This window comes from Burkholderia sp. CCA53 (assembly GCF_001685525.1).
In the GTDB taxonomy this organism is placed as follows: Bacteria; Pseudomonadota; Gammaproteobacteria; order Burkholderiales; family Burkholderiaceae; genus Burkholderia; species Burkholderia multivorans.
In genome coordinates this window covers 2,024,125-2,046,065 of record NZ_BDDJ01000001.1, presented here as the reverse complement: position 1 = coordinate 2,046,065, position 21,941 = coordinate 2,024,125, and the positions used below count along the sequence as shown (strand labels likewise).

17 protein-coding genes are annotated in these 21,941 nt (G+C 68.2%); 6 read left to right on the top strand and 11 right to left on the bottom strand.

Annotated features, from left to right (window positions below):
- The first annotated feature begins 196 nt into the window (after positions 1 to 196).
- Positions 197 to 1,843: a 2-isopropylmalate synthase gene (leuA, locus tag BCR55_RS09515; protein WP_053296817.1), complete on the top strand. Its 1,647-nt coding sequence runs from the start codon at positions 197 to 199 to the stop codon at positions 1,841 to 1,843.
- 135 nt (positions 1,844 to 1,978) lie between these two features.
- Here the strand turns inward: leuA and BCR55_RS09510 are convergent, their stop codons facing one another.
- Both BCR55_RS09510 and BCR55_RS09505 read right to left on the bottom strand, forming a co-directional pair.
- Positions 1,979 to 2,362 (bottom strand): nuclear transport factor 2 family protein, encoded by a 384-nt coding sequence (locus tag BCR55_RS09510; protein ID WP_006398232.1) that lies wholly within the window; start codon positions 2,360 to 2,362, stop codon positions 1,979 to 1,981.
- Between the two features lie 45 nt (positions 2,363 to 2,407).
- Positions 2,408 to 2,977: an acyloxyacyl hydrolase gene (locus BCR55_RS09505; protein WP_006406639.1), complete on the bottom strand. Its 570-nt coding sequence runs from the start codon at positions 2,975 to 2,977 to the stop codon at positions 2,408 to 2,410.
- Between the two features lie 357 nt (positions 2,978 to 3,334).
- Here BCR55_RS09505 and rpoH point away from each other — a divergent pair, with 357 nt between their 5' ends.
- The 5 genes from rpoH (at position 3,335) to cydX (ending at position 7,756) form a co-directional block, all read left to right on the top strand.
- A complete protein-coding gene (rpoH, locus tag BCR55_RS09500; RefSeq protein WP_006406641.1) occupies positions 3,335 to 4,270 on the top strand; it encodes an RNA polymerase sigma factor RpoH in 936 nt (311 codons plus the stop codon).
- 308 nt (positions 4,271 to 4,578) lie between these two features.
- On the top strand, positions 4,579 to 4,836 hold the full coding sequence (cydP, locus tag BCR55_RS09495) for a cytochrome oxidase putative small subunit CydP (protein WP_053296816.1): 258 nt from the start codon (positions 4,579 to 4,581) through the stop codon (positions 4,834 to 4,836).
- Entirely contained in the window at positions 4,826 to 6,406 is a 1,581-nt protein-coding gene (locus tag BCR55_RS09490; RefSeq protein ID WP_006406644.1) for a cytochrome ubiquinol oxidase subunit I, read from the top strand. Before cydP ends, BCR55_RS09490 begins: the two co-directional genes overlap by 11 nt.
- Positions 6,407 to 6,437: 31 nt before the next feature.
- The gene (gene cydB, locus BCR55_RS09485) at positions 6,438 to 7,574 is read left to right on the top strand and encodes a cytochrome d ubiquinol oxidase subunit II (RefSeq protein ID WP_053296815.1); all 1,137 of its coding nucleotides are present in this window, start codon (positions 6,438 to 6,440) and stop codon (positions 7,572 to 7,574) included.
- A gap of 59 nt (positions 7,575 to 7,633) precedes the next feature.
- On the top strand, positions 7,634 to 7,756 hold the full coding sequence (cydX, locus tag BCR55_RS09480) for a cytochrome bd-I oxidase subunit CydX (protein ID WP_006406646.1): 123 nt from the start codon (positions 7,634 to 7,636) through the stop codon (positions 7,754 to 7,756).
- 139 nt (positions 7,757 to 7,895) lie between these two features.
- On the opposite strand, the gene nagE is transcribed toward cydX, so the two are convergent.
- From nagE to BCR55_RS09435, 9 genes are all read right to left on the bottom strand, one after another.
- Positions 7,896 to 9,686: an N-acetylglucosamine-specific PTS transporter subunit IIBC gene (gene nagE / locus BCR55_RS09475; RefSeq protein ID WP_053296814.1), complete on the bottom strand. Its 1,791-nt coding sequence runs from the start codon at positions 9,684 to 9,686 to the stop codon at positions 7,896 to 7,898.
- Positions 9,687 to 9,765: 79 nt separating this feature from the next.
- On the bottom strand, positions 9,766 to 12,348 hold the full coding sequence (gene ptsP / locus BCR55_RS09470; RefSeq protein ID WP_053296813.1) for a phosphoenolpyruvate--protein phosphotransferase: 2,583 nt from the start codon (positions 12,346 to 12,348) through the stop codon (positions 9,766 to 9,768).
- Between the two features lie 15 nt (positions 12,349 to 12,363).
- Positions 12,364 to 13,371 (bottom strand): SIS domain-containing protein, encoded by a 1,008-nt coding sequence (locus tag BCR55_RS09465; protein WP_053296812.1) that lies wholly within the window; start codon positions 13,369 to 13,371, stop codon positions 12,364 to 12,366.
- Positions 13,364 to 14,467 carry an N-acetylglucosamine-6-phosphate deacetylase gene (gene nagA, locus BCR55_RS09460; RefSeq protein ID WP_053296830.1) on the bottom strand — a complete coding sequence of 368 codons (1,104 nt, stop codon included), beginning with the start codon at positions 14,465 to 14,467 and terminating at the stop codon, positions 13,364 to 13,366. Before nagA ends, BCR55_RS09465 begins: the two co-directional genes overlap by 8 nt.
- Positions 14,468 to 14,550: 83 nt before the next feature.
- The gene (locus BCR55_RS09455) at positions 14,551 to 15,285 is read right to left on the bottom strand and encodes a GntR family transcriptional regulator (RefSeq protein ID WP_053296811.1); all 735 of its coding nucleotides are present in this window, start codon (positions 15,283 to 15,285) and stop codon (positions 14,551 to 14,553) included.
- 319 nt (positions 15,286 to 15,604) lie between these two features.
- Complete coding sequence (locus BCR55_RS09450; protein ID WP_065494490.1) at positions 15,605 to 18,820, bottom strand: error-prone DNA polymerase; 3,216 nt, start codon at positions 18,818 to 18,820, stop codon at positions 15,605 to 15,607.
- A gap of 6 nt (positions 18,821 to 18,826) precedes the next feature.
- The gene (locus BCR55_RS09445) at positions 18,827 to 20,314 is read right to left on the bottom strand and encodes a DNA polymerase Y family protein (RefSeq protein ID WP_035488848.1); all 1,488 of its coding nucleotides are present in this window, start codon (positions 20,312 to 20,314) and stop codon (positions 18,827 to 18,829) included.
- Positions 20,247 to 20,954 (bottom strand): translesion DNA synthesis-associated protein ImuA, encoded by a 708-nt coding sequence (gene imuA, locus BCR55_RS09440; protein ID WP_035488950.1) that lies wholly within the window; start codon positions 20,952 to 20,954, stop codon positions 20,247 to 20,249. The genes BCR55_RS09445 and imuA overlap by 68 nt, the downstream gene beginning before the upstream one ends.
- 191 nt (positions 20,955 to 21,145) lie before the next feature.
- Positions 21,146 to 21,940 (bottom strand): ABC transporter ATP-binding protein, encoded by a 795-nt coding sequence (locus tag BCR55_RS09435; RefSeq protein WP_053296809.1) that lies wholly within the window; start codon positions 21,938 to 21,940, stop codon positions 21,146 to 21,148.
- Position 21,941: the final 1 nt, after the last annotated feature.

The following is a 21,941-nucleotide window of genomic DNA, read 5'->3' as shown; positions in this document are numbered from 1 at the left end:
TCCCAGCAGTTCCTCGCAGCACCCTTCTCGCAGTTTTTACAACCCGAAGTCGTCAGCTTTCGTCCGTCTATCCGTCGGTCGAATCGCGAAGATCATCCGCATCCGCAGCGCGATCGCGCGCCACGGTGCGAGGCAGCGTCAACCGTCGCTCATGCCGTCCGTCTTCGCTCGCGACTTGAGACCCGAGGTCAAGAAGATGAAGCGCAACCCGCAAGAAAAGTACCGAGCGTTCGAACCCGTCCGCCTCAACGGCCGCAAATGGCCGACCCGCACGATCGAGCGGGCGCCGGTGTGGATGAGCACCGACTTGCGCGACGGCAACCAGTCGCTGATCGAACCGATGAGCATCGAGCAGAAGCTCGAGTTCTTCGAGATGCTGGTCGCGATCGGGTTCAAGGAGATCGAAGTCGGTTTTCCGTCGGCGTCGCAAACCGACTTCGATTTCGTGCGCAAGCTGATCGACGAGAAACGCATCCCCGACGACGTGACGATCGAAGTGCTCGTGCAGTCGCGCGAGGACCTGATCGCCCGCACGTTCGAGGCGCTCGAAGGCGTGCCGCGCGCGATCGTGCATCTGTACAACGCGATCTGCCCGTCGTTCCGCCGCATCGTGTTCGGGATGTCGAAGGACGACGTGAAGGCGCTCGCGGTCGAAGGCACGCGGCTCATCAAGGAACACGCGGTGGCACGCCCGGACACGCAATGGACCTACCAGTATTCGCCGGAAACCTTCAGCATGACCGAGCTGACGTTCGCGCGCGAAGTGTGCGACGCGGTCGCGCAAATGTGGCGTCCGACCCGCGACCACAAGATGATCGTCAACCTGCCGGCGACCGTCGAAGCCGCGATGCCGAACGTGTTCGCCGATCAGATCGAATGGATGGACCGCAATCTCGCGTATCGCGACAGCATCGTGCTGTCCGTCCATCCGCACAACGATCGCGGCACCGCGGTCGCGGCCGCCGAACTCGCACTGCTTGCCGGCGCGGACCGCATCGAGGGCTGCCTGTTCGGCAACGGCGAGCGCACCGGCAACGTCGATCTCGTCACGCTCGCGCTCAATCTGTATACGCAGGGCATCGATCCGGGCCTCGACTTCTCCGACATCGACGCGGTGCGCCGCGTCGTCGAACGCTGCAACCAGATTCCCGTGCATCCGCGTCACCCGTACGCAGGCGACCTCGTCTTCACCGCGTTCTCCGGCTCGCACCAGGACGCGATCCGCAAGGGCTTCGCGCAGCAACGCGCGGACGCGCTGTGGGAAGTGCCGTATCTGCCCATCGACCCGGCCGATCTCGGCCGCAGCTACGACGCGGTGATCCGCGTGAACAGCCAGTCCGGCAAGGGCGGCGCGACGTACCTGCTCGAGCGCGGGATGGGCTTTACGCCGACGCGCCGCGTGCAGATCGAATTCAGCCACGCGGTGCAGACGCTCGCCGATGCGTCGGGCGCCGAAGTCACCGGGGACGCGATCTGCGCGCTCTTTGCGCGCGAATTCCTCGAAACCGACGGCCCGGCCGCGCGGCACGGCAACGGCGCGCGCTGGCAGAATCGCGAGATCGCAGGCGCGTTCGCGGCCGACGCGGCGCCCGAAGCGGCCGTGCAGCGCGCGGCCGCGGCGTTCGCGGCGGCCGCCGGCGCGACGATCGACGTCGTATCGTGCGAGCACGTGCGCACGGCCGACGGGCGCATCGCCGTGTCGGTCGGCTGCCGCGTCGGCGATGCGCCGCTGCGGCACGGCGTCGGCGTCCATGCCGACGCGTCGTGCGCGGCGCTCGATGCGGTCGTTAGCGCGATCAATCGCTCCACCTGGCAGCACGCGGACCGGCGCGCGGCCGCCTGAAGGCACACGACCGCTCGCCTTCGGCGCGAGCGGTGCGCAACCGCCCGTGCGCCGCGCGATCCGCGCTGCACGGGCAACAAAAAGCGGCCCAGAAGGCCGCTTCGGTCGATACATGAAAATGGGCGCGACGCGCGCTCATGTGTCGGTTGCGCACCGCGTCGCCTGCCAGGCCAGCAGGCGCCAGCGGCCCTGCTCCTGTGCCTGGACCGCCGTGTAGGCGATCGGGAACACGAGGCCGCCGTTGTTCGTTTCCATCTCGATCAGCGCACGGCCCGTGACGAGGCAGGTGCCGTCGCCGACGGGCAGCACGTCCTGCGACTGAATCTCGATCTGGCGATAGCGGCGGCGGCCGGCGGCAATGGCGTCGATGAACTGCTGCTTCGTTTCCCGCTTGCCGTTCGTGTGCACGTAGAAGACCTTCTCCGACAGCAGCGCATCGAGCGCCTCGCCGTCCCCGTCGACCATCGCCCGGAACCGATCGCGCTCGAGCGCGCGGATCGCATCGACCACCTTCGTCATCGCCTGACTCCTCGGCAACGCGCACGCCGTGCGCGGGCATGCGGATCAGAAGTTGTACTGCACGTAGAACTGGTGGAAATTTACCCCAGGATTCGGCTCTTTGATACCCGCGTTCGACACATGCTGGAAGCGGTAGCCGACCTGATACTGCTGCCGTTCGCCGAATTGCGCGCCGACGCCGACGACGTCCGCGAACTGAAAGGCGGTCGACATCGAGAAGTTGTCGGAAATCGTCGGGTGCGTGAGCAGCCGCACGCCGGCGCCGGCCTCGATGAACGGCCGGACCTGGCCGGCGCTCTTGATGAAGCGGAACATCGGCGTCGCGCCGAATTCGCCGATATTGCCGTGAATGTTGCCGCCCGTATGCCAGTAACCGACATGGCCTTCCAGCACGAACGCGAAGTGCCATCCGCCGATTTCCCACCAGTTCCAGCCGGGATCCCACACCACGGCCAGATCGGCCTTGTCGATACCGTGGCGATCCGAGAAGCCGCCGCCCGCCTGGATGCCCCAGCGGTCGGCGAAAGCCAGCCCCGATCCGGCGAGCAGGGAGGCCGCGACCGCGGCATGCAGGACGATCCGGCTACGCGGCCGGCGGTTCTTCTTCTTGTTCATCTGACACTCCAACTTTGTGGGTTGAATGGAGCCGGCCGCGCGGCCGTGCTCGAGCGAACTGAATGGTATGGTAAAGGACTTTTCCGATCGGCATCGCGAAGCGAAATTGTTTGCTTCCAAAACTACAAAAATCGAAACCGTCTGCCGATTCGGGCCGCCGGCCGCCACTATCGGAACTCGCGACTGCGCCTCCGGTCGAACCCTAGACTATCGACTCGACTATTTTGATAGATAACCGGGAACTCCGATGTCCGCACGGCCTCTAAGGTATTAGCACTCGGCTCCACGGAGTGCTAAGATTGGCCTCGGAATCTAACCCGAGACCAGGGTTCATCCCTGATTCCAAAGGAGTTTTTAGTGAGCAACGCCCTGACCCTCCCGAATACCCTGAGCCCGACGCCGGCCAAGGCCGAATCGGCAGGCTCGCTGGCGCTCGCAACTCATTCGATGTTGCCGGGTCAGCTTGGCAACATCGATGCGTACATCCAGGCCGTCAACCGCATTCCGCTGCTGACCGCCGAAGAGGAACGCCAGTACGCGACCGAATACCGCGAAAACAACAACCTGGAGGCCGCGCGCCGCCTGGTGTTGTCGCACCTGCGCCTGGTCGTGTCGATCGCGCGCAACTATCTCGGCTACGGGCTGCCGCACGGCGACCTGATCCAGGAAGGCAACATCGGTCTGATGAAAGCGGTGAAGCGTTTCGATCCGGCGCAAAACGTGCGCCTGGTGTCGTACGCGATTCACTGGATCAAGGCCGAAATCCACGAGTACATCCTGCGCAACTGGCGGATGGTGAAGGTCGCGACGACGAAGGCGCAGCGCAAGCTGTTCTTCAACCTGCGCAGCCACAAGAAAGGCATGCAGGCGATGACGCCCGAGGAGATCGACGGTCTCGCGCAGGAACTGAACGTGAAGCGCGAAGAGGTGACCGAGATGGAAACGCGCCTGTCGGGCGGCGACATCGCGCTCGAAGGGCAAGTCGAGGACGGCGAGGAATCGTACGCGCCGATCGCCTATCTGGCCGATTCGCATAACGAGCCGACCGCCGTGCTGGCTGCGCGCCAGCGCGACATGCTGCAGACGGACGGCATCGCCCAGGCGCTCGACGCGCTCGACGCGCGCAGCCGCCGCATCATCGAGGCGCGCTGGCTGCACGTCGACGACGACGGCTCGGGCGGCTCGACGCTGCACGATCTCGCGGCCGAATTCGGCGTCTCCGCGGAGCGTATCCGCCAGATCGAAGCGAGCGCAATGAAAAAGATGCGCACGGCACTCGCCGAATACGCATAATCCGACGATCCCGAACGCATCACCGAAAACCGCTGCCACCCGGCAGCGGTTTTTTTTCGCCCATTCACGGCTTCGGCTTTGCGCGTGCATTTGCCCGTTCTCGAGCATGTTCCGCAAAACCTTGATCTGCCTCAAGTTTTTCCACTGGCTTCGCGACGGTCTGCCGCAGCGCAGCACTCGGCATTGCAAATGCGCGCTTTTAAAATTGGCATATCCCGCGCAAAAGGATTAAAACAGCTTAACAGCCGTCACATATTCCGCATAAAGTCGCGCCAAAACCGCTTTAAATCGTTTCAGGGAAAACGGCATTGATCTCGATCAATCAGGAACCGGCCCGGCCGCGCGGCTGGCGCGCGCGCGTCGTCGCGTGGGCGCACGGCCCGACCCTCGCCCGCGACATCACGCTCGTGCTGATCTTCAAGCTGATCCTGTTGATGTCGCTCAAATACGCATTCTTCAATCATCCGCAGGCTGAACACATGTCGCTGCCGCCTGCCGCCGTCGCCGAGAAGCTGCTCTCGGTACCGGCACCCGCTTCTACCGAGGGAGACCACCATGATAAGTAGCGAAGTCGTCGATCTGTCACGTCTGCAGTTCGGCATCACGGCGCTCTACCACTTCCTGTTCGTCCCGCTGACGCTCGGCCTGTCCTGGCTGCTCGTCATCATGGAATCCGTCTACGTGATGACCGGCAAGCAGGTCTACAAGGACATGACGCAGTTCTGGGGCAAGCTGTTCGGCATCAACTTCGCGATGGGCGTGACGACCGGCATCACGCTCGAATTCCAGTTCGGCACGAACTGGTCGTACTACTCCCACTACGTCGGCGACATCTTCGGCGTGCCGCTCGCCGTCGAAGGCCTGATGGCGTTCTTCCTCGAGTCGACGTTCGTCGGGCTGTTCTTCTTCGGCTGGAACCGCCTGTCGAAAGTGCAGCATCTGATCGTCACGTTCCTCGTCGCGCTCGGCTCGAATCTGTCGGCGCTGTGGATCCTCGTCGCCAACGGCTGGATGAACAATCCGGTCGGCGCCGAGTTCAACTACCAGACGATGCGCATGGAGCTGACGAGCCTGTTCGACGTGCTGTTCAACCCGGTCGCGCAGGTGAAGTTCGTGCACACGGTGTCGGCCGGCTACGTGACGGCCGCGATGTTCGTGCTCGGCGTGTCGTCGTGGTATCTGCTGAAAAAGCGCGACGTCGACTTCGCGCTGCGCTCGTTCGCGGTCGCGGCCGGCTTCGGCCTCGCCTCCACGCTCTGCGTGATCGTGCTCGGCGACGAATCGGGCTACACGACCGGCGAAGTGCAGAAGATGAAGCTCGCCGCAATCGAATCGGAATGGGAAACTCAGCCGGCGCCGGCGTCGTTCACGCTGATCGGTATCCCGAACCAGGAAGCGCAGCGCACCGACTACGCGATCAAGATTCCGTATGCGCTCGGCCTGATCGCGACGCGCTCGATCGACGAGCCCGTGATCGGCCTGCGCGAGCTCGCGAAGCGCAGCGAGGCGCACATCCAGAGCGGCATGATCGCGTACGGTGCGCTGCAGAAGATCAAGGCCGGCGACACGAGCGCCGCGACGCGCGCGCTGTTCGACGAGCACAAGCAGTATCTCGGCTACGGGCTGATGCTCAAGCAGTTCACGCCGAACGTGACCGACGCGACGCCCGCGCAGATCGAAGCGGCGGCGAAGAAGACGATTCCGCCGGTCGCGCCCGTGTTCTTCTCGTTCCGCATCATGGTGTTCCTCGGCTTCCTGTTCCTCGCGACCTTCATCGCCGCGTTCTGGTTCTGCGCGCGCCGCCAGCTGCTGCAGGACAACCGCCGCTGGTTCCTGCGCTACGCGGTATGGGCGATCCCGCTGCCGTGGCTCGCGGCGGAATTCGGCTGGGTCGTCGCCGAGCTCGGCCGCCAGCCGTGGACGATCGCGGGCGTGCTGCCGACGCATCTGTCGGCGTCGAGCCTCACGCCGACCGACCTGTACCTGAGCCTGGCCGGGTTCATCGTGTTCTACACCGCGCTGTTCGTGATCGAAATCACGCTGATGTTCAAGTACGCGCGCCTCGGCCCGTCGTCGCTGCACACCGGCCGCTATCACCACGAGCAGGCGGCCGCACGCGAACACGCCGCCGCATGAGCACGCCCCCGCAACGACACAAGGAATCGCTATGGACTATGCAACGCTCAAGCTGATCTGGTGGCTGCTCGTCGGCGTGCTGCTGATCGGCTTCGCCGTCACCGACGGCTTCGACATGGGCGCGACCGCGCTGCTGCCGTTCCTCGGCAAGACCGACGACGAACGCCGGATCATCGTCAACACGGTCGGCGCGACGTGGGAAGGCAACCAGGTATGGCTGATCACGGCCGGCGGCGCAATGTTCGCCGCGTGGCCGCTCGTCTACGCCGCGTCGTTCTCCGGCTTCTACTTCGCGATGCTGCTCGTGCTGTTCGCGCTGTTCTTCCGGCCGGTCGGCTTCGACTATCGCAGCAAGCGCACGGACCCGCGCTGGCGCGCAGGCTGGGACTGGGGCCTGTTCATCGGCGGCTTCGTGCCGGCGCTCGTGTTCGGCATCGCGTTCGGCAATCTGCTGCAGGGCGTGCCGTTTCGCTTCGATACCGATCTGCGCGTCAGCTATCACGGCAGCTTCTGGGCGCTGCTGAATCCGTTCGCGCTGCTCTGCGGGCTCGTCAGCCTGACGATGCTCGTCGCGCACGGCGCCGCGTTCATCAAGATGAAGACCGACGGCGTGATCGCGCGCCGTGCGTCGGTCGCGCTGCGCGTGTCGTCGTTCGTCGCGGTCGTGCTGTTCGCGCTCGCGGGCGTGCTGGTCGCCGCCTATGTCGACGGCTTTCACATCACGCGTGCCGCGCCCGCCGACACGGTCGCCAATCCGCTGCTGAAGGAGGTCGCGTCCGGCGCCGGGCTGTGGCTCGCGAACTACCGCGACTATCCGTGGATGATCGCGGCGCCCGTCGTCGGCATCGCGGGCGGGCTGCTCGCGACGCTGCTCGCCGGCTCGCGCCGCGAGAAGACCGCGTTCTTCTGCACGGGCCTGATGATCGTCGGCGTGATCCTCACGGCCGGCTTCTCGATGTTCCCGTTCATCATGCCGTCGTCGCTGGACCCGACGAGCAGCCTGACCGTCTGGGATTCGACGTCGAGCGAGAAGACGCTGCTCGTGATGCTGTTCGCCGTGATCGTGTTCCTGCCGATCATCCTAGTCTATACGAGCTGGGTCTATCGCGTGATGCGCGGCAAGGTCACGCGTCAGGTGCTCGACGAGAACACGCACTCGATGTATTGAACGCGGCCGGCGCGCGCAGGCGCGCCGCGCCGCTCCCCCGTTTCGCAAGGAGTCGGATCATGTGGTATTTCAGCTGGATTCTCGGGATCGGCGTCGCGCTGTCGTTCGGGATCGTCAACGCGATGTGGCTCGAGGCGCGCCAAAAGCAGCAGGAAGCGTCGGTGCGCGTGGCGCGCAAGTGACGTCGCACAGCAGCGGCGGCGGTCAGGCGCTGCCGCGCGCCGTGCCAAAACAAAACGGCTTGCGATCGCATCGCAAGCCGTTTCCGTTTTGCCGGCCGGCCGCCGATCCGCTATGCGGATGCGGGCCGGCGTCGTCGCGTCAGGCCGGCTGCGCGGCCGCGCCGTCGCCGGCCGACGGCAGGCGTGCGCCGAGCTGCTGCGCGTAGCGCGCAGCAGCGTTGCCGCAGACGATGTGCAGCGTGTCCGACGACACCCACGCGACGTCGAGCGTGCCGAGGCGCTCGCGATCGACCGCCGACGGATCGCGCACGACGACGCGCAAACGCGTGGTCGCGATCGCGTCGAGCGACACGACGTTCGTCGCGCCGCCGAACACCGCGAGCCAGCGTGCGGGCTCCGGATCGAGCGGGCCGGCTGCCGCGCCTGCGGCGGGCTCCGCGACGGCGCCCGCAGGCGCCGTCGCGTTCACGGCCGCGCCTGCTGCGCCGCCGCCGATCGCCGCGCGCATCTCGTCCGCGATGATGTCGGCCTCGGGCCCGATGATGACCTGCACGCTGTTGCCGCCGCGCTTGAGCACGCCGCGCGCACCGATCGACTTGAGCTCCGGCTCCGATACCTTGGCCGGATCGACGACGGTCAGACGCAGACGCGTCGTGCATGCATCGACGACGCTCAGGTTGCCCGCACCGCCGAGCGCCGCGATATAGCGCTGCGCGCGCGGCGCGGCGGCCGCGGCCGTCGCAGCGCCCGCAGCGCCGGCCGCCGGCGCGACGAAGCCGCCGGACGCATACGATTCGCTCGCCGCATCGGCCGATGCCGGCTCGCGGCCCGGCGTCGCCATGTTGAAGGTGCGGATGAAGAAGCGGAACAGTGCGTAATACGCGATGCCGTACGCAATGCCGAGCGGAATCGCGATCCAGCCCTTCGTCGATAGCCCGTAGTTCAGCACGTAGTCGATCGCGCCGGCCGAGAACGTGAAGCCGAGCTTCACGCCGAGGATCTGGCAGATCGCGAGCGACAGCCCCGTCAGCACCGCGTGGATCACGTACAGCACCGGCGCGAGGAACATGAAGCTGAATTCGATCGGCTCGGTCACGCCCGTGAGGAACGACGTGAGCGCCATCGAGAACAGCAGGCCGCCGACCATCGCGCGGCGCTCCTTCGGCGCTTCGTGCAGCATCGCGAGACATGCGGCCGGCAGGCCGAACATCATGATCGGGAAGAAGCCGGCCATGAAGGTGCCCGCGGTCGGATCGCCCGCGAAGAAGCGATGCAGGTCGCCGTGCACGATCTCGCCGCCGGCGGGCGGCGTGAAGTTGCCGAACACGAACCACGCGAGCGAGTTGATGATGTGGTGCAGCCCCGTGACGAGCAGCAGCCGGTTCAGGAAGCCGAACACGAACGCACCGATCGCGCCCGCCGTCGTCAGCCACTGCCCGGCCGCATCGATCGCATGCTGGATCGGCTGCCACACGTAGCCGAACACGATGCCGAGCACCACGCATACGAGCCCTGTGATGATGGGCACGAACCGCTTGCCGCCGAAGAACGCGAGGTAGTCGGGCAGCTTGATGTCCTTGTAGCGGTTGTACAGCAGGCCGGCCACGACACCCGCGATGATGCCGGACAGCACACCCATGTTCAGCTTCGGGTCGATGTCCTTCATGATCGCGGTTTCGATCAGATAGCCGATCGCGCCCGCGAGCGCCGCGACGCCGTTGTTGTCCTTCGCGAAGCCGACCGCGACGCCGATCGCGAACAAGAGCGGCAGGTTGTCGAAGATCGCGCCGCCGGCATCGGCGATCATCTTGATGTTGAACACGTCCGGCTGCCCGAGCCGCAGCAGGATGCCGGCGACCGGCAACACCGCGATCGGCAGCATCAGCGCCCGTCCCAGGCTCTGTATCTTCAGAAACGGATTCCCGTCCATTCAGTCCTCCAGTCCATTGTCTCGTCGTTGACTTGATTGCTTTCGTAGTAAAACGGGCCGCGAGCCCGCCGTCGACGACTCAGTCGAGCGGCCAGATCTCGCGGCTTGCTGCCCTGACCGCGTGGGCCGAATCGAGCGCGAGCAGGTCCTGCGCACGCTGACGGCACAACGCGTAATCGAGACGGCGCACGCGCGCCTTGATGCCCGGCACCGATACCGGATCGACCGACAGTTCGGTCACGCCGAGGCCGACGAGGATCGGCACCGCGAGCGGATCGCCGCCGAGTGCACCGCATACGCCGACCCACTTGCCGTGCTTTTCCGCGCCGCGCACCGCGAGGTCGATCAGGCGCAGCACGGCCGGATGCAGCCCGTCGGCCTGCGCGGCCAGATCGGGCTGGCAGCGGTCCATCGCGAGCGTGTACTGCGTGAGATCGTTGGTGCCGATCGACAGGAAATCTGCATGCTGCGCGAGCTGATCGGCGAGCAGCGCGGCCGACGGCACCTCGATCATCACGCCGACCTCGATCGGCTCGGTGCGGCCCTGCGCGCGCGCGAATTCGTCGATGCGCTTGCGCAGCCGCACCAGTTCGCCCGCATCGGTGACCATCGGCAGCAGGATGCGCACCGCACCGAACGGCTTGACCGCGAGCAGGCCCTGCAACTGATCGTCGAGCAGATCGGGACGCAGCTGCGCGAGGCGAATGCCGCGCAGTCCGAGCGCGGGATTCGGTTCCGGCGGCAGCGTCAGGTAGTCGACCTCCTTGTCGGCCCCGACGTCGAGCGTGCGGATGATCGCGGTGCGGCCCTGCAGCGCGTCGACGATCGCCTGATAGCTCTGCTGATGTTCGAGCATCGTCGGCGCGGCCTGCCGGTGGATGAACATCAGCTCGGTGCGCAGCAGGCCGACTGCATCCGCGCCGTTGTCGACGGCGGTGTTCGCGTCGTCGAGCGTCGCGATGTTCGCGGCCACTTCGATCGCGCGGCCGTCGGCGGTCGCGGCCGCCGCGCCGGCCATCCGGCGGTTCGCTTCGCGCACGCCGGCCAGACGCTCGCGCTCGTGGCGCGCGCGTTCGACGTCGAGCGCGGTCGGCGCATGTTCGAGCCGCCCGGCGCTCGCATCGACGACGACCTGCGTGCCGTCCGGAATCGCGTACAGCGCGTCGCCGACCGCGACGAGCGCCGGAATGCCGAGCTGCCGCGCGATGATCGCCGCATGCGAGGTCGCGCCGCCGCGCGCCATCACGAGCGCGGTCACGCGCGCGCGATCGAGCGACGACAGATCGGACGGCGTGAATTCCTCGGCCGCGAGCACGGCCTCGTCGGGCAGCGCGCGTACCGCGCCGCTCGTGTGGCCGAGCGCGCGCAGCACGCGCTTCTCGATGTCGCGCAGGTCAGCCGCGCGCTCGGCGAGCAGCGCGTCGTCGAGCTTCGACAGCGTGTCGATCTGCGTGCGGATCGTCGCGCGCCAGGCGAAGCCCGCGCTCTTGCCGAGGCTGATCAGGTCGCGCGCCGCGTCGATCAGCGTCGGATCCTCGAGCAGCACGCGGTGCACCGCAAAGATGCCCGCTTCGCCGACCGCGCCGCGCGCCGATGCGCTGCGCACGGTGCCGTCGAGCTCCGCATCGACCGTCTTCAGCGCCTGATCGAGACGGCGGCTTTCCGCGGCCGGCGTGCCGGCGGCCTGTTCGGGCGGCACGATGTCGGCGTCGTCGAGCCGCACCAGCGTGCCGACCGCGATGCCGGGCGCCGCGCAGACTCCGGCGAGCGTGTTGGGCGCGAGCGGCGCGCCGTTGCGGTTCGCGACCGGCTGCGGCGCCGGCGACGTCAGCCGCGCCGGCTTTTCCTCGGCCTCGCCGTGCGCTTCGCGCAGCAGCTCGGCGGCAACCGCATCGACGGCCTGCTGCGCATGCGCGCCGCGGCCGACGAGCACGACCGTTGCACGTTCGCCCGCGCCGAGACCGAGCAGGCCGACGACGCTTTCGATCGGCGCCTTGCGGCCGTCGAAATGCACTTCGACGTGCGCGTCGTGCCCGCGCGCCGCTTCGCGCGCACGCGCGGCCGGCCGCGCATGCAGGCCGCCGGGCTGCGTGAGCACGAGCTCGCGCCGCACTTCGTTCATCGCGGCTGCGCCCGCCTGCGCGGCTTGCGCGGCGGCCTCGCCCTTGCCGCGCAGCGTGAGCAGCGGCGTCTCGCCGGCCGTCGCGAAACCGCTCGCGCGCTCGATCACGTCGAACGCATCGGAATTCGCGATCGCGATCACCGATACCAGCGAGTGCGCAGTGCGCGCGACCGCGTCCTGATCGAACTCGATCAGCAGGTCGCCCGCTTCGACGCGCGCGCCGGCTTCGACGCGCGCGGTGAAGCCCTGCCCGTTCAGCTCGACGGTGTCGATGCCGATGTGCAGCAGCACTTCCGCGCCGTGCGGCGTCGTGATCGTCACCGCGTGCCCCGTGCGCGCGAGATGCGACACGATGCCCGCGCACGGTGCGACCAGCTTGCCGGCAAGCGGATCGATGCCGATGCCGTCGCCGAACATCCCGCCGGAGAACACCGGATCGGGCACGTCGGCCAGTGCGACGATCGGCCCCGTCAGCGGGGCGAGCAGGACGATCTGATCGTGGGTGGAACTCTTCAACTGGGACTCCTCGGCGCGTCTCATCGGCTGTCTCGGCTATCAGTGCGTTTCGGTGACTTTGTTCAGGTGGCGCGGCGTGTCGGGATTGCGGCCGCGCGCGACGGCAAGCTCGGCCGCCATCACGTAGAACGAAAGAATGGCGGCGATCGGGTCGAGCGCCGGATGGGCGGACGATGCGAGCGGCAGCGTCGCGCCCGGCGTGGCGGCGGGCGCCGCGACGAGCACGGCCGCGCCGCGGGCACGCATGTCGTCGGCGAGCTGCAGCAGGCCGGTCTGCTCGGGGCCCGGCGGCGCGAACACGAGCAGCGGGTAGTCGCGGTCGATCAGTTCCATCGGGCCGTGACGCACCTCCGCGCTCGAGAACGCCTCGGCCTGGATGCCGGACGTTTCCTTCAGCTTCAGCGCGGCTTCCTGCGCGATCGCGAGGCCGAGGCCGCGGCCGATCACGATCATCCGCTCGACGCCGGCGAGCGCGTCGACGGCCGGCGACCAGTCGAGCGCGCCCGCCTGCGCGAGCACGTCGGGCAGCCCGCGCAGCGCCGTCATCAGTGCCGCGTCGCGCTGCCAGAACGCGACGATCTGCGCGGACAGCGACAGCATCGCGATATAGCTCTTCGTCGCCGCGACCGACAGCTCGGGGCCGGCCAACAGCGGCAACTGATGCTCGCACGCGTCGGCGAGCGGCGACGGCAGCACGTTGACGGCCGCCACCGTGCGCGCGCCGGCTTCGCGCAGCGCGGTCATCGTATTGACGAGATCGGGACTCTTGCCCGACTGCGAGAACGCGATCGCGAGCTGGTCCTGCACCTTCAGCGGCGCCTGCTGCAGCGTCGCGACCGACATCGGCAGCGACGCGACCGGCACGCCGAGGCGGCTCATCGTCAGGCTCGCGAAATAGCTCGCGGCATGATCGGAGCTGCCGCGCGCGACCGTCAGCGCGACGGCCGGCGGATGATCCATCAGCTGGCCGGCGAGCGCTTCGACGCGCGTCGTATCGGCAAGCTGCGCGGCGACGACCCGGGCGGACTCGCGCGCTTCGTTAAGCATATTCGACAATCGATTCTCCTTCGACGTAGGTCGCGGTGAGGTTCAGGTCGCGATCGAACACGACGAGGTCGGCCCACGCGCCGCGCTCGAGGCGGCCGCGATCGGCGAGACCGAGGTAGTCGGCCGCATAGCGCGACATCCGGTTCGACACGTCGGCGATCGGCAGACCGAGCGACACGAGGTTGCGCAATGCCTGGTCCATCGTCAGCGTGCTGCCGGCGAGCGTGCCGTCGGCGAGACGCACGCCGCCGAGGCACTTCGTCACGTGCTGGCTGCCGAGCCGGTATTCGCCGTCGGGCATGCCGGTCGCCGACGTGCTGTCGGTCACGACGTACAGTCGCGGAATCGCGCGCAGCGCCGCGCGGATCGCGCCCGGATGCACGTGCAGCAGATCGGGAATGATTTCCGCGTATTCGGCGTGCGCGAGCGCCGCGCCGACGAGGCCGGGATTGCGGTGATGGAGCGGCGACATCGCGTTGAACAGGTGCGTGAAGCCGCACGCGCCGTGCTTGAGCGCTGCGACGGCATCTTCGTACGTCGCGAGCGAGTGGCCGAGCTGCACGCGCACGCCGCGCGCGGCCATCTCGCCGATGATCTCGATATGGCCGGCGATTTCCGGCGCGAGCGTGACGACGCGGATCGGCGCGATCGACAGATACTTCAGCACTTCGTCGAGCACCGCCGACACGGCCGCGTCCGGCTGCGCACCGAGCTTGCCGGGATTGATGTACGGGCCTTCGAGATGGACGCCGAGCACGCGTGCGCCGCCGGGCGTGCGCGTGCGCGCCGCGGTGCCGAGGTTCGCGACGACGTCCATCAGTTCGTCGCGCGGCGCGGTCATCGTCGTCGCGAGCAGGCTCGTCGTGCCGAACTGCGCGTGCGTGCGCGCGATCGTCTCGATCGCGTCGCCGCCTTCCATCACGTCGGCGCCGCCGCCGCCGTGCACGTGCAGATCGATGAAACCGGGCAGGATGTACGGCGCGTCGTTCTTCGCGGGATCGGCGGGCGTGCCGTCGAGGGTGGTGATGCGGCCGTTCTCGCTGTCGAGCGAGCCGTGAATCCAGCCGTCGGGAGTCAGGATGTTGCCAGTCAGCATGACGTTCTCTTGAGGATCGGGCGACGCGGGCATCCGCGTCGTGATGTGCGAATCGGTTGCATGTCGGCGCGCAGTGTCGCGCGTCAGCGTTTCAGTTCGGCGACGAAGTCGTAGTAGTCGTCGCGGCAATACGTTTCGGTCACTTCGATCGCGCGCTGGTCGGCACCGTAGCCGATGCGCGTGATCACGAGCAGCGCGGCGCCCGGCTTCACGGCCATCCACTTCGCGATCTCGCGCGTCGCGTTGACCGCGCGAAAGTGCTGCAGCGCGCGCACCACGTTCATGCCGCGCGCTTCGAGGTATTCGTACAGCGACGCGCCGAGCGCGAGCGGATCGGGCACGACCGCGGCCGGCAGCGTCGAATGCTCGACGGCCATCACGATGCCGTCCGCGCGGCGCAGCCGTTCGAGCCGCGCAACCATCGCGCCCGGCGCGAGGCCGAGATGCGTGAGCTCCGCGCGCGTCGCCGCGCGCAGCCGGCGCTCGAGCCAGACCGAATCGGGCATGAAGCCGCGCTGGCGCATCTTCGCGGTGAAGCCGACGAGCCGCGACAGCGGATCGGCGACGCGCGGCGTGATGAAGCTGCCCGCGCCGCGCGAGCGTCTGATGAGGCCCTGCTCGACCAGCAGCGCGAGCGCACGTCGCGCCGTGATCCGCGAGACGCCGACCGACGCCGACAGCGCGCGCTCTGACGGCAGCGCCTCGCCGGCCCGCCAGGTGCCGCCGTGAATCGCGCCGGCCAGCTTGCGGGCGAGCTGCAGATAGAGCGGCGTATCGCTGAGCGGATCGGGCGCCAGTTCGGACCAGCCGGTTTCCATGTGCCTCCGAGTGTCGGACGACGACCGCGAGCCGTCGAAAGTGAACGCATTATATAACCACCATAATACCAGTCAACGAACTGGTATTAGCGCGTCGAAAATCGCCGGGAGCCTTGTCCGGCAAGCGGTTTAGTTGCCGCAAAGCCTTTGTTTACAACGCGATTCTGGATAGGGATTTACCCGCATCGGTCTGCCTGCGCGCGCATTCCGGTGGCTCGAACGACGCGTTTAGGCCGCAAGAAACGGGACCAGAATAGAACCAGTTCGCGAAACTGGTATGCACCGGCGACGCATGCCGGCGGGCGGCCGGCTCGGTGCCTCACTGGAACTCGCGCGTCGACGTGCGCAGGCCGCCGAGCAGCGGCGTCAGATCCTCGAAATGCTGCGCGACGAGGTGCCTCACGTCGCTGACGACCTGCCAGACGCCCGACGCGGCGAGCAAGCGCGAATCGAGCGTTTCGCGACGTTGCCGCGCGAGCAGCTCGGGGCGCACGATCACGTTCACGCAGCCCGTTTCGTCCTCGAGCGTCATGAACAGCACGCCTTTCGCGGTGCCCGGCATCTGCCGCGCGATCACGATGCCGCATGCGCGCGCGAGCCGGCCGTCCGGACGGTCGCGCAGCTCGGCCGCGGACGACAGCCGCCGCGCGCGCAGCGCGGGCCGCAGCAGCGCGACCGGATGACGGTTCAGCGTGAGGCCGGTCGTGTCGTAGTCGGCGAGAATCTCGTCGGCTTCCGACGGCGCGCCGAGCGCCGGCCGCTCCGCTTCGTCGATCGGCGCGGCAGCGAGCAAATCGCGATCCGGCGCCGCGGCGACGGCCTGCCACAACGCGTCGCGGCGGTGGCCGGCGAGCGTCGCGAGCGCGTTCGCGGCAGCCAGCGCTTCGAGGTCGCGACGCTCGAGCCGGGCGCGGCGCGCGAGCGCATCGACGCTCTCGAACGGGCCGGCCGCGCGTGCGGCTTCGATGCGCCGCACGGCCGCCTCGCCGAAGCCGCGCACGAGCGACAGCCCGAGCCGCACCGCGGGATCGCCCTCCGGCGGGGCGGCGCCGGGCAGCGCTTCGAGCGAGGTCTCCCAGTTGCTTTTCGTCACGTCGACCGGAAACACGGTCACGCCGTGACGCCGCGCATCCTGCACGAGCTGCGCGGGCGCATAGAAGCCCATCGGCTGGCTGTTCAGCAGCGCGGCAACGAAGATCGCCGGTTCGTGGCATTTGAGCCAGCTGCTCGCGTACGCGAGTTTCGCGAAGCTCGCCGCGTGGCTCTCGGGAAAGCCGTATTCGCCGAAGCCCTTGATCTGCTCGAAGATCTGCTCGGCGAACTCGCGCGTGTATCCGCGCTCGAGCATCCCGTTGACGATCTGGTCGTGATATTTGCCGAGATCGCCCTTGCGCTTCCATGCGGCCATCGCGCGCCGCAGCGCATCGGCCTCGTCCGGCGTGAAGCCCGCCGCGACGATCGCGATCTGCATCACCTGCTCCTGGAAGATCGGCACGCCGAGCGTGCGTTCGAGCACCGCCTTGAGCGCGTCGCTCGGATACGTGACCTCGCCCTCTTCTTCGCCGGCCACGATCCTGCGCCGCTTCAGATACGGATGCACGGCGCCGCCCTGAATCGGCCCAGGCCGCACGATCGATACCTGGATCACGAGGTCGTAGTATTCGCGCGGCTTCAGGCGCGGCAGCATCGACATCTGCGCGCGCGACTCGATCTGGAACACGCCGACCGTGTCGGCGCGGCAGATCATGTCGTAGGTGTCGTCGTCGTGGCGCGGAATGTGGTCGAACCCGAACGGCTTCCCGTCCGGCTGCAGGCCGCGCCACGCGGTGATCATGTCGAATGCGCGATGCAGCGCCGACAGCATCCCGAGCGCGAGCACGTCGACCTTCAGCAAGCCGAGCGCTTCGAGATCGTCCTTGTCCCACTGGATCACGCGCCGCCCGTCCATCGCGGCATTCTCGACCGGCACGAGCCGCGTGAGCTTGCCGCGGCTGATCACGAAACCGCCCGAGTGCTGCGACAGATGGCGCGGAAAATTGAGCAGCCGCGCGGCGAGCTCCGCCCAGGTGCGGATCAGCGGCGTCGCGGGATCGAGCCCGACCATCTCGAACTGCTGCAGCAGATCGCGGCTGCCGTCGAACCATCGATGCCCTTTCGCGACACGATCGACGAGCATCGGATCGACACCGAGCGCCTTGCCGGTTTCGCGCAGCACGCCGCGCGGCCGATAGGTCGAGACGGCCGCCGCGATCGCCGCGCGATGCTTGCCGTATTTTTCGTAGATGTGCTGAATCACTTCCTCGCGCCGCTGATGCTCGAAGTCGACGTCGATGTCGGGCGGCTCGCCGCGATTCTCGCTGATGAAGCGTTCGAACAGCAGCGTGCTCTGCTCGGGATCCACCTCGGTGATGCCGAGGCAATAACAGACGGCCGAATTCGCCGCCGAACCGCGCCCTTGGCACAGGATGTTCCGGCTGCGCGCGTATTTGACGATGTCGTAGACAGTCAGGAAGAACGGTTCGTAGCTCAGCTTCGCGATCAGATCGAGTTCATACCGGATCTGCTGTTCCACTTTCTCCGGCACACCCTGCGGATAACGTTCAATCGCGCCGGCCTTGGTCTCCTGTTCCAGATAACTGGTCGGCGTATGTCCGGGAGGCACGATCTCGTCCGGATACTCGTAGCGCAGCGTATCGAGTTCGAAATGACACGCATCGAGAATCGCACACGTCTGCGCGATCTCGTCCGCCGAAAACAGCTTCGCGATACGCGCAAGCGAACGCAGATGCTGCTCCGCATTCGGCGCGAGCGCATAGCCGCACTCGGACACCGGCGTCCCGAGCCGGATCGCCGTCATCACGTCCTGCAGCGGCTTGCACGAGCGCCGGTGCATCGTCACGTCGCCGAGCGCGACGACGCGCACGCCGCGCCGCGCGCCGGCCGCACGAATCTCGTCGCGCTGCGGGCCGTCCAGCGCGCGTTGCAGCTGCACGAGCCCGAGCCGCGCACGCTCGCCGAACGTCGCGCGAAACCACGCGACCTGCGCGTCGAGTACATCTGCGCGCACCGGATACACGGGCACGAGAATCGCAAAACAGTCGGGCATCCCGCGCAGGTGCGCGAATTCCTCGGGCGGCCTCGACAGCATGCGCGGCGTCAGCTTGTACGTGCCTTTCGGCGCGGCCATCCGTCGCCATGAAATCAGCTCGGACAGGTTGCCGTAGCCTTCGCGATTCTGCGCGAGCAGCACCAGCCCGAATGCGCCGGGCCCCGGGTCGTGACCGGGCGGAGCCTCATCCGGCGTGACCTCGAAGTACGAACCGATGATCAGCGGCAAGCCGGCGGCCCGCGCCGCGACATGCATCCGCGGTGCGCCCGCGAGCGAGCATTCGTCGGTGATCGCGATGCCGCGATAGCGGAGCTTCACGGCGCGCGCGACCAGTTCCTCTGCATGCGATGCGCCATGCAGGAACGAAAAGTTCGAACGGCAGAACAACTCCGCATAAGCGGGCAGCAACCGGGATTCCGCAACCATCGCCGCTCACCCGAACAGGCCGTGCAGAAACCAGTGCGGGTCTGCCTGACTGCTCATTCGTTCCCTGAATATCCAGTAGCACGCGCCCTCTTCGTCTTGCGCCACGTAGTAATCGCGCGCGATCGTTTGACCGTCGAACCACCCTGCCTCGATCCGCTCGGGCGATGACATCGGCCTGAGCGGCGTATGGAACACCGGCCGGTTCTCGCGCATCAGCAGCGGCAACGGCTCGGGCAGCAGCCATACGGGACGCGGCGGCACCGCCGGCGGCGCGCCCGGCGGCTTGCCGGCCTGCGCATCGAGCGGCAGCCAGCGATTCGCGGCTTCGGGCCGATGATCGGCCACCGGCGCCGCGCACAGCACGTTCTCGGCGCCGAGCCGCGCGACCAGCAGTTCGAGCAGCCGCGCGCGCGTCTCCTTCGTGCCGCCCGGCTCGGGAAACAGATCGTCGGCCGGCGGCGCGACCGATTCGACGCGCGTGGCCTTCAGGCGCACCGCGATCACCGCGGCCGGCAATTCGACGCGCGCAAGCCGTTCGCCGAGCAGCCGCATGAAATGCGCTTCGTCGCGCACGGGCGCCGCAAACGCGAGTTCGAGCGACGTGGGCGGCACGGCCTGACGGCCGCGCTCGTGCTCGAGATCGAACGTCATCGCAGCCAGCGACAACTGCCGCGCGGCGAGCCAGCCGCACAACTGCACGACGAGACGCCGCGCGACGAACAGCACGGCTTCCGCATAGTCGACGCGCTCCGCCAATTCGAGCCGCACGTCGAACACCGGCGGCACCGCCATCCATGCCAGCGGCTCGACCGCCTCGCCATAGGCGCGATCGAGCGCGGCCAGCAGCGCCGGCCCGCAACGGCGCTGCAGCCCCTTGCGCGGCAGCCCGCGCAGATCGGCGAGCGTGCGGCAGCCGAGGCCGTCGAACCAGCCCGCATACGGACGCGCGTCGGGCAGCAGCACGCAGGGCAGCGCGTCGAGCGCGCGAACGAGCGATGCGCGGCGCGCGACGCGGCGCCGGCTGCGCATACGGGCCGACGCGCGCGCAAGCAGCCACGCGCCGCCGGCGGTCGGCGCGGCGGACATGCGTGCCGCATAGCCGAGCGCCGCGAGCGTGGCGCGCACTTGCCGGCACAGCGACGGCAAGCCGCCGAACAGGCGCAGGCTCGGGCCGACGTCGACGACGAGCGTCGCTTCGTCGGCCAGTGCGACGTTCGGCGAAAAGCGCAGCAGCGCGAGCGCGACCGCGCGCAGCGCATCGGCTTCGCGCGCGGGATCGCGTTCGACGAGCTGCGTGTCGGGTGCGAGCGTCAGCACGCCGCCGCGCTTCATGCCCGCGCGCACGCCCTGCCGCCGCGCGGCCGCATCGGCGATCAGCACGACGCCCTGCTCGAGCACCGCACAGCCGGCGCCGCCCGCATCGCCGTCAGACGGCGGCGCGGCGCACACGTCGAGCGGCAGGCGCGGCAGATGGATGCCGAGCAAGACGCGCATAGCGGCTCTCCACGATGGGCGACGGCAGGTCGAGTTCGAGCGGCTCGCTGCGCGCGGGCCCGCGGCGCTTCACGATGTCGAGCGACACGCCGCCCGGCGCCGGATACAGCGCGACGCGCAGCACCGCAGGCGACGGCTGCCGCGCGGCCGACAGCGGGCGCAGCATCACGAACAGCGTGTCGCCGGTGCGCGCGGCCGCGAGATGCAGACGCCGCAGCGCGTCGGGCCGCGCATCCTGCCATAGCAGCAGCGCGCCGCAGCAGCCGGTCTTGAGCGCCTGCTCGGCGGCCCACAACGCATCGATGCGGCTGCCGGCGCGCAGCCACAGCAGCGACTCCGGCGGCACGCCGAGCGCGGCGAGCGCGGCCGCATGCGGCCATTGCGGCGGCGCGACGAGCGCGAGCGGCCGCCGCGCGCTGACGGTGCGCGCGAGCGCGGGCGCGAGCAGCCGCATCTCGCCGCAGCCCGGCTGCGCGGCCAGCAGCTCGATCAGCCCGCCGACCGGCCAGCCGCCGCCCGGCAGTTCGGCGGACAGCGGCGCGAAGCCCGTGTCGATCGTGCGCGGACCGCCGCGCGCGAGCTGCGAGCCGCGCCAGAGCGACGGATGAAGGGATTCGGGGGACAGGGATGAAGCGGACATCATGCGACTCGATGCTGTATAGATATACAGTATAGAGGATCGCGTTGGGCGCTGTCAGGCCTCAACAAAAAGGGTCATGCAGATTGCCGGAGCCGCCCCCAGGCGGCTATGCGCCCGCAAACGACGCGGGCCGCCGCGGCGACGCGCACGCTGCGCGCCAGCCGCGGCGGCCCGATCGGCCGAGCGGGCGCTCAGCCCAGCAGCAGCGCGTCGTCGTCGAGCTGCTCGTGCCGCACCTTCTCGAACATCTGCAGCAGATCCGGCACGTCGAGCCCGCGACGCGCGTCGCCCGACACGTCGAGCACGACCTGCCCCTGATGCAGCATCACCGTGCGATCGCCGTAATCGAGCGCCTGCCGCATGCTGTGCGTGACCATCATCGTCGTCAGCTTGCTGTCGGCGACGATGCGCGCGGTCAACTCCAGCACGAACGCGGCCGTCTTCGGATCGAGCGCGGCCGTGTGCTCGTCGAGCAGCAGGATCCGCGACGGTCGCAGCGACGCCATCAGCAGGCTCACCGCCTGACGCTGGCCGCCCGACAGCAGCCCGATCCGGTCGGTCAGCCGGTTCTCGAGGCCGAGGTTCAGCAGGCGCAGCTTGTCGCGGAACAGCTCGCGCGACGGACGATCGAGCGCCGCGCGAAACCCGCGCCGCGCGCCGCGCGCCATCGCGAGCGCCATGTTCTCCTCGATCGTCAGCGCCTCGCAGGTGCCGGCCATCGGATCCTGGAACACGCGCGCGACGAGATGCGCACGGTCCCATGCGGGCTGGCGCGTGACGTCCGTGCCGTCGATCGCGATGCGGCCCGAATCGACGCGCTGGTCGCCGCTGATCGCATTCAGGAACGTCGACTTGCCGGCGCCGTTCGAACCGATCACCGCGACGAACTGGCCGTCGGGAATCTCGAGCGACAGCCCGCGCAGCGCGCGCGTCTCGATCGGCGTGCCGGGATTGAACGTGAGTTTGAGATCTTGTGCGGACAGCATG

Excerpts from the sequence above, each read along its gene's own strand:
- BCR55_RS09505 (WP_006406639.1), bottom strand. The coding sequence starts at position 2,977 with ATGAACAAGAAGAAGAACCGCCGGCCGCGTAGCCGGATCGTCCTGCAT.
- BCR55_RS09445 (WP_035488848.1), bottom strand. The coding sequence starts at position 20,314 with ATGCGCGTCTTGCTCGGCATCCATCTGCCGCGCCTGCCGCTCGACGTG.
- BCR55_RS09465 (WP_053296812.1), bottom strand. The coding sequence starts at position 13,371 with ATGCTTAACGAAGCGCGCGAGTCCGCCCGGGTCGTCGCCGCGCAGCTT.
- BCR55_RS09490 (WP_006406644.1), top strand. The coding sequence starts at position 4,826 with ATGATAAGTAGCGAAGTCGTCGATCTGTCACGTCTGCAGTTCGGCATC.
- ptsP (WP_053296813.1), bottom strand. The coding sequence starts at position 12,348 with ATGAGACGCGCCGAGGAGTCCCAGTTGAAGAGTTCCACCCACGATCAG.
- cydB (WP_053296815.1), top strand. The coding sequence starts at position 6,438 with ATGGACTATGCAACGCTCAAGCTGATCTGGTGGCTGCTCGTCGGCGTG.
- BCR55_RS09455 (WP_053296811.1), bottom strand. The coding sequence starts at position 15,285 with ATGGAAACCGGCTGGTCCGAACTGGCGCCCGATCCGCTCAGCGATACG.
- BCR55_RS09435 (WP_053296809.1), bottom strand. The coding sequence starts at position 21,940 with ATGCTGTCCGCACAAGATCTCAAACTCACGTTCAATCCCGGCACGCCG.
- nagA (WP_053296830.1), bottom strand. The coding sequence starts at position 14,467 with ATGCTGACTGGCAACATCCTGACTCCCGACGGCTGGATTCACGGCTCG.
- BCR55_RS09450 (WP_065494490.1), bottom strand. The coding sequence starts at position 18,820 with ATGGTTGCGGAATCCCGGTTGCTGCCCGCTTATGCGGAGTTGTTCTGC.
- nagE (WP_053296814.1), bottom strand. The coding sequence starts at position 9,686 with ATGGACGGGAATCCGTTTCTGAAGATACAGAGCCTGGGACGGGCGCTG.
- cydX (WP_006406646.1), top strand. The coding sequence starts at position 7,634 with ATGTGGTATTTCAGCTGGATTCTCGGGATCGGCGTCGCGCTGTCGTTC.
- leuA (WP_053296817.1), top strand. The coding sequence starts at position 197 with ATGAAGCGCAACCCGCAAGAAAAGTACCGAGCGTTCGAACCCGTCCGC.
- BCR55_RS09510 (WP_006398232.1), bottom strand. The coding sequence starts at position 2,362 with ATGACGAAGGTGGTCGATGCGATCCGCGCGCTCGAGCGCGATCGGTTC.
- imuA (WP_035488950.1), bottom strand. The coding sequence starts at position 20,954 with ATGTCCGCTTCATCCCTGTCCCCCGAATCCCTTCATCCGTCGCTCTGG.